Annotated in this window: 4 protein-coding genes; all 4 read left to right on the forward strand. The window is 51.5% G+C overall.

Annotation, left to right across the window (positions count from 1 at the left end):
- Window positions 1–796: 796 nt before the first annotated feature.
- The 4 genes from rimP to infB all read left to right on the forward strand — a co-directional run bounded on the left by rimP (window position 797) and on the right by infB (window position 6837).
- On the forward strand, window positions 797–1261 hold the full coding sequence (gene rimP / locus QT974_RS28630; RefSeq protein ID WP_333471779.1) for a ribosome maturation factor RimP: 465 nt from the start codon (window positions 797–799) through the stop codon (window positions 1259–1261).
- A 306-nt stretch (window positions 1262–1567) separates the two neighbouring features.
- Window positions 1568–2860 carry a transcription termination factor NusA gene (gene nusA, locus QT974_RS28635; protein WP_333471780.1) on the forward strand — a complete coding sequence of 431 codons (1293 nt, stop codon included), beginning with the start codon at window positions 1568–1570 and terminating at the stop codon, window positions 2858–2860.
- Window positions 2861–2953: 93 nt separating this feature from the next.
- Window positions 2954–3268, forward strand: a complete 315-nt coding sequence (locus tag QT974_RS28640) for a YlxR family protein (RefSeq protein WP_333471781.1) — start codon at window positions 2954–2956, stop codon at window positions 3266–3268.
- Window positions 3269–3654: 386 nt separating this feature from the next.
- Window positions 3655–6837, forward strand: coding sequence for a translation initiation factor IF-2 (gene infB / locus QT974_RS28645; RefSeq protein WP_333471782.1), 3183 nt, complete (start codon window positions 3655–3657; stop codon window positions 6835–6837).
- The last annotated feature ends 197 nt before the right edge of the window (window positions 6838–7034 follow it).

Here is a 7034-nt window from a genome sequence, read left to right on the forward strand (position 1 = left end):
CAGTTGTCAGTTGTCAGTTGTCAGTTGTCAGTTGTCAGTTGTCAGTTGACAGTTGTCAGTTGTCAGTTGTCAGTTGTCAGTTGTGACTCGCTGGGGGCTGCAAATAACCAATGCCCTGCGCAGGCCGATGCCCTGCGCAGGCCCATCCCTCCGCTTCGCTTCGCCCTGCGCGGGCCCATGCCCTGCGCGGGCCCATGCCCCATGCCCAATTCCGCAAATGAGCTCGTTCCGAAGGCGATTTGTCACAGGGCGGGCGATCGAGCTAAACTGAGAACTGAGGTCAACTTCGATCGGAAGCAGCCCTCAAACTTCTTGGAAGAAACTGTTTCATCTAGGAGTGGGTCAAGCCCACTTTTTTTGTTGCATAAGTCGCAGCCAAACGGGTTCTGGCACCACACCCGCAAGTTGAAGACAAACAGCCGCGGGCGACGCCACCAAGTCATCCGCCGACTAAAAAGCAGAAAAAAGATGTCAGAATTTAAACCCCACAAGCTCACCCTCGGGCTTGAAACTCTGACATCTTTTTCTGGGATTACCAATCCATTTCAAGGTTCCTAGCCTCATATATTGCGGTCAAAAACCAGGTCAGTCGATTTTCCATTTGAGATTTTCCATTCTAGATTTACTCTGGCATTGAATCTGGGATCGCCGACTGCCTTCTAAAATTTTTTGCTCTCCCCTCCGGGCCCTGCGGAGGCTTGTCTCCGTTTTTTGGGGGAGTCAAAGCAAAGCAATCTCAACACCTGATTTTTCCTTACTGTGTCCGAGTTCAGGAGTTTTAACTTAAATATTCGATATGACTCATCCCCTAATCCCACAAATCATTGACTTAGCTACCCCCGTTGCGGAAACACTGGGATTGGAAGTAGTGGGAGCAGTATTTCACACCAACCAAAATCCTCCCGTCTTGCGGGTAGACATCCGCAACCTCCAGCAAGACACGGGTTTAGCAGACTGCCAGCGGATGAGCACAGCTCTGGAAGCCGAGTTAGATGCAACCGACATCATCCCCGACGCCTACGTGCTAGAGATTTCCAGTCCCGGAATATCGCGATTGCTCAGCAGCGATCGAGAATTCATTACCTTTAAAGGTTTCCCCGTGACAGTAACAGCCGCCGAACCCGACTCGCGAATCAAAGAGTGGAAAGGACTACTGGTAGGCCGGGATGAAACAGTGGTTTATCTCAATCAAAAAGGGCGACAAATTAAAATTTCCCGCCCTCAAATTGCCAAAGTTGAACTCGACGAAGGAAAGCAGTAGTCAAGGTAAATTTTGAGTCTTGAGTTGTAGGAGCGGTGCCGTTGGGCTGAGCAGGTCGAAGCCCCTGTGCCGCCAGATTTGAGTTTTGAGATTGCCTCGCAGCAAGCTGAAAACGCTTGGCTGCGAGTTGTTTTTTAACAATCACATCTGTAGTAGCGGGTTAAATAGGAACAACCAATAAATTGTGACTGTACCCATCTCCCCTCATCCTCTCTTTGTAACTCATCAATCATCAACCACCACTTTTTCTCAAAAATTACCGATTACCAATTACGTATTGTCAAAGCAAAAAAAGGAGTGTTTTATATGTCAATGGTTCCCCTGCCCGGACTAAAAGAAATGGTCGAAGGTATTAGCAAAGAGCGAAATTTACCGAAACACGCCGTCCAAGCAGCCTTGCGAGAAGCCCTGCTCAAAGGATACGAACGCTACCGCCGCACCCAAAAACTAGACCACTTCAGTGAAGAATACTTCGACAATTTTGATGTAGAACTCGACGCAGAACAAGAAGGTTTTCGTGTTTTGGCAAACAAAACTATTGTCGAAGAAGTCGTCAATCCCGATCACGAAATATCGCTTTCGGAAGTGCAAGAAGTAGCCACGGAAGCTCAACCTGGGAGCATTGTCCTGGTAGACGTAACGCCCAATCAAAAAGAATTTGGCCGCATGGCTGCGATCCAGACTAAACAAGTGCTAGCTCAAAAATTGCGCGACCAACAGCGCAAAATGATTCAAGAAGAGTTCAAAGATTTAGAAGAAACCGTTCTTCAAGCAAGAGTGCTCAGGTTTGAAAGGCAGTCGGTAATTTTGGCAGTTACCAGCAGCTTCGGTCAGCCAGAAGTAGATGCCGAACTCCCCAAGCGCGAACAGTTGCCTAACGACAATTATCGTGCCAACGCTACATTCAAGGTTTATCTCAAAAAAGTAGGGGAAGGCTCTACTAGAGGGCCGCAGTTACTTGTTTCTAGAGCAGATGCCGGTTTAGTGGTTTACCTGTTTGCTAACGAAGTACCAGAAATAGAAGACGGGGTGGTGAGGATTGTCGCAGTAGCTAGGGAGGCAAATCCGCCCTCCCGCCACGTCGGCCCCCGGACTAAAATAGCAGTTGATACTCTCGATCGCGACGTAGACCCCGTAGGAGCCTGCATCGGAGCGCGGGGATCGCGGATTCAGGTAGTAGTCAATGAATTGCGCGGCGAAAAAATAGACGTGATTCGCTGGTCTCCCGACCCTGCAACCTATATTGCTAATGCTCTGAGTCCTGCTAGAGTAGACGAAGTGCGTTTGGTTGCCCCAGAAGGCAGGCGCGCTCACATCCTAGTCGCTGAAGACCAACTGAGTCTTGCTATTGGTAAAGAAGGTCAGAACGTCCGCCTCGCAGCCCGCCTGACCGGTTGGAAAATCGATATCAAAGATATTGCTAAGTACGATCGCGACGCCGAAGACACCAAACTGGCAGCAGAAGCAACTAGGCTTGAAGAACTAGGAGGCGATGACGGCGACGCAGACGAAGCATTTGGCTACGATGACGACGAGGAAATCGCAGAACCACCCAAAGAGGAGGCAGCCGCCACGGACGAAACCGAAGCCCCAGTCTAAAAACTGCGACATTGACAAAATTTTCCCGAGTGGAAGACAAGAATCACTTGTCTCCCCCTCTCCCCTTTTTCCCTACTGCCCCCTATCAATCCGATGAAACCGAACTACCGGTGCTGTGCAAGTTGTCGAAAAATAGCTGCTAAGGAAGCTTTTTGGCGAGTAGTCAGGGTCTATCCTTCTCATCAGGTACAATTAGATTGTGGTCTCGGTCGTTCCGTTTACCTTTGTCCGGAGAGTCAATGCCTCAAAGCAGCTCAGAAAAAAAATCGACTTGGGCGATCGCTCAAAGCACCTGTGTCTGACGAACTTTACCAAACACTTTGGCAGCGTTTAGCCACATCTGACTGTACATCCGACTCGTTCGCGACCGGGCACCAAACCGATAATAGTTCGGTCTCAACTGTATAAACCCGGGCCGGGCAGCCCTACCAGTAATTATTGGTAGCGCCAGCTCTCAAACCCCAATCCGATCTGCCCACCAGTCTGGAAAGATTTGTGTCAGATTAGATAAGGGTAGGGTACTAGCAGAGGTATCCTCAAGGTGGTAAAGACAAACTTGAAAGCTGGAGAAAGTGGCAGTTGCCAAAATTCAGACTAAAGAGTTGTCCGGCTCCCAAACAAACTTGAGAATTCTGCAACCGCAGACTTCAGCAAGTTGTATCTTTTAGATAAAATTGCTGAGCGAGTACCAAAACCCCGATTCCTGACACTGAATCAATCACAGCGAATGATGTCGTCATTAGAACAAAGAATCAAAATGTAAAAACTGGTTGGCACAAAAGAGGGCAGAGTGGATGAACAACGGCAAAGTAAGAATTTACGAATTATCACGGGAACTAAATTTGGATAATAAAGACATCTTGGCAGTTTGCGAGCGGCTCAATATTTCAGTCAAGAGCCACAGCAGCACAATTACAGAATCAGAAGCAGAACGCATCCGCAAAACGGCGGAAAAATACGTAGCCAGCCACTCTTCCCCCGGCAAGCCAGCTCCCCCTGAAAGAGCAGCAGCGCCATCTAGAGAATCTGGCCCTCACCCTAACGACCAACAAAAAAAGCAGCAAATTTTAGAAATACGCAGTCCAAAAGTACGACCTGCTGGTGCCTCATCTGGGGCGGCGGGCAACGAGGAGAACAAAAACCAGCCAGGGGCAACCGTGGCAACTCCTCCCAAATCGCCCGCAACTCAACAACTCCAGCCTCCAGCTAAACCCAATATCAATCGACCTGTACTCTCAAAGCCAACAGTCGCTGGCTCCGGGGCTGCGTCAGAAACAGTGTCGGAAAAAGTCACGGAAACAGTAGGTGCGATCGCCCCAGCAGAAACAACGGCCCAGGCTCAGGCACCTGCTGCACCAGTGGCACCTGCTGCACCTGAACCGCCCTCGGAAAAAGCTCCCGAACGCACCCAACGGCAGCAGCCAGCCATCCCCGGGCCGTCGGCAAAACTCACGTCGCCGCCCGTTAGACCAGCATCGGAGTCGGCTAACCGCAACCCACAAACTCAGGGAAACAAACCCGTACTCAAACTCGCCAGAACCGAGCAAGAGCAATCAGAACAAACAGAAACTCTGGAAGCGCCGGCGAAACCGAGCCGCCCCAGCAGACCTGCACCCGGAGGTAGCGACGCTCAAAGACCACCCCGGACTGGTGGACCAGTTAAAACAGCACTTGCCGATCGACCACAGCAAGGCCCGGGCCCGCGCCGCAGCCTAGCCCCGGCAACCATAGCTACCGGGCTGCGCAGCCGGGGCGGTGACACCGCACCCGCCGGAGAAGACGCAGACGATCTAGAAGAAGATACGCCGTCGTTGCTGGATATTCCTCTTCTCGCCAGGCCGACATTGCCTGGGCCTCGCAAAAAGACACAGGTCATTTGGGAAGAAGATGATGACGAAAACTCAGATACTGCCAAAGCTGCCAAAGCAGTTAAGGCAAAACGTTCTCGCATCAAACCCATAGACGAAGATGACGATGACTTAGAAAATGGCTTGGATCTGCCAGCACCAGTCACAGTCAGTCTGTCTCTAGCCCGCCCAGCTAAGGCGAAGTCACAAGCAGCACCCAAGTCAACACCAACTCCGGGCGCACCCGGAAGCAGTGGCAAAAATAAGAGACCAGGCCCTTCTCACGATAAAAGCTCTTCTGGTTCTTCCGGGGGACGCGGCAACCGGGGCAAAACAGCCGAAGCTAAGGTAGAACGTCCAGAAAAGCTGCTACTGAGCAGACCGATGACCGTTCAAGAACTAGCAATTACTTTGGCAGTTCCCGAAACCGAAATTATTAAGCGGCTGTTCTCTAAAGGTATTGCGGTTAACATTACTGAAACCCTGGACATTCCAGCGGTGAGAATGGTAGCCGAAGAAATGGGCGTAGAGGTAGAAACCCCAGAAAAAGTAGCTCCAGCGATCAAAGTGATCGAGATGCTGGATGCAACAGATATGGAATACCTCCAGCGCCGTCCGCCAGTGGTAACGATTATGGGCCACGTGGATCACGGCAAAACTACTTTGCTCGACTCGATCCGCAAAACAAAAGTGGCTCAGGGAGAAGCTGGGGGTATTACTCAGCATATCGGCGCTTACCACGTGGATGTGGAACACGAAGGCAAGAGCCAGCAGGTGGTATTTTTGGATACGCCGGGCCACGAAGCCTTTACAGCAATGCGCGCTCGGGGAACGCGAGTTACAGACATCGCCATCTTGGTGGTGGCGGCGGACGACGGCGTGCGACCTCAGACAATTGAAGCTATCAGTCACGCGAAAGCGGCAAAAGTGCCAATTGTTGTGGCTATTAATAAAGTTGACAAGGAGGGCGCTCAGCCGGAACGGGTGAAGCAAGAGCTGACTGAGTACGGCTTGGTTGCAGATGACTGGGGCGGCGATATCACGATGGTTCCAGTCAGCGCTATCCGAGGCGAAAACCTGGATACGTTGTTGGAAATGATTCTGACAGTCGCGGAAATGGAAGACCTCTATGCTAACCCCAACCGACCTGCTAAGGGTACGGTGATTGAAGCTCACCTTGACAAGGCAAGGGGGCCTGTGGCAACTCTGCTGGTGCAGAACGGCACTCTGCGAGTGGGGGATATTGTGGTCGCAGGCTCTGCTCTGGGCAGGGTGCGGGCAATGATCGATGACCGAGGCGATCACGTAGAGCAAGCAACTCCATCCTTCGCGGTGGAAGTGCTGGGCTTACGGGAAGTGCCTCGCGCCGGAGATGAGTTCGATGTCTTCGGAAACGAAAAAGAAGCAGCAGCGATCGCCGATGGCAGAGCTACATCCCAACGAGATTCCCGTCTGCTGCAAGGCGGCCGGATCAGCCTCAGCGGCTTCTCTCAACAAGCTAAGGAAGGCGTTCTCAAGGAACTCAACTTGATCTTGAAGGCAGATGTCCAAGGCTCGCTCGAAGCAATTGTCGGCGCTCTGACTCAACTTCCTCAAAAAGAAGTTCAACTCCGACTGCTACTATCTGCTCCTGGGGAAATCACAGAAACTGATATTGACCTGGCCTCCGCCAGTAATGCTGTGATTGTCGGGTTCAATACCAATCTCGCCAGTGGCGCTCGCCAAGCGGCAGACCAAGCCGGCGTAGACGTGCGGGAATACAGCATCATCTACAACCTCTTGGATGACATTCAAGGGGCAATGGAAGGTCTGCTGGAACCCGAACTCGTGGAAGAACCACTCGGTAAGGTGGAAGTGCGCGCTGTCTTCGCGATCGGTCGCGGGGCTGTGGCTGGATGTTACGTACTCGAAGGCAAGGTCATCCGCAACTGCAAGGTGCGAGTGCGCCGCGGCAACAATGTCGTTTACGAAGGTGTCCTCGACTCCCTCAAACGGATGAAGGAAGATGCCAAGGAAGTCAATACTGGCTACGAATGCGGTATTTCCTTGAGCGGGTTTAGCGACTGGGCGGATGGCGATATTATTGAAGCCTACCGCATGGTTACTAAGCGCCGCACGCTATCTCAATAGTTTTGAGTTGTGAGTGTTGAGTTGGAAGAGAATTTTTGAGTGAAGGCAACTAAATTGCCGATCGCTCCCAACTATTCTCTTCACTCAATACTCCCAAACTCATCTGACAGTTGACAGTTGGCAGTTGGCAGTTGGCAGTTGGCAGTTGGCAGTTGGCAGTTGACAGTTGGCAGTTGGCAGTTGACAGTTGGCAGTTG

The organism is Microcoleus sp. BM001215392 (assembly GCF_036700185.1).
Lineage (GTDB): Bacteria > Cyanobacteriota > Cyanobacteriia > Cyanobacteriales > Microcoleaceae > Microcoleus.

Coding starts and splice junctions, on each gene's coding strand:
- QT974_RS28640 (WP_333471781.1), top strand. CDS start 2,954: ATGAAACCGAACTACCGGTGCTGTGCAAGTTGTCGAAAAATAGCTGCT.
- rimP (WP_333471779.1), top strand. CDS start 797: ATGACTCATCCCCTAATCCCACAAATCATTGACTTAGCTACCCCCGTT.
- nusA (WP_333471780.1), top strand. CDS start 1,568: ATGTCAATGGTTCCCCTGCCCGGACTAAAAGAAATGGTCGAAGGTATT.
- infB (WP_333471782.1), top strand. CDS start 3,655: ATGAACAACGGCAAAGTAAGAATTTACGAATTATCACGGGAACTAAAT.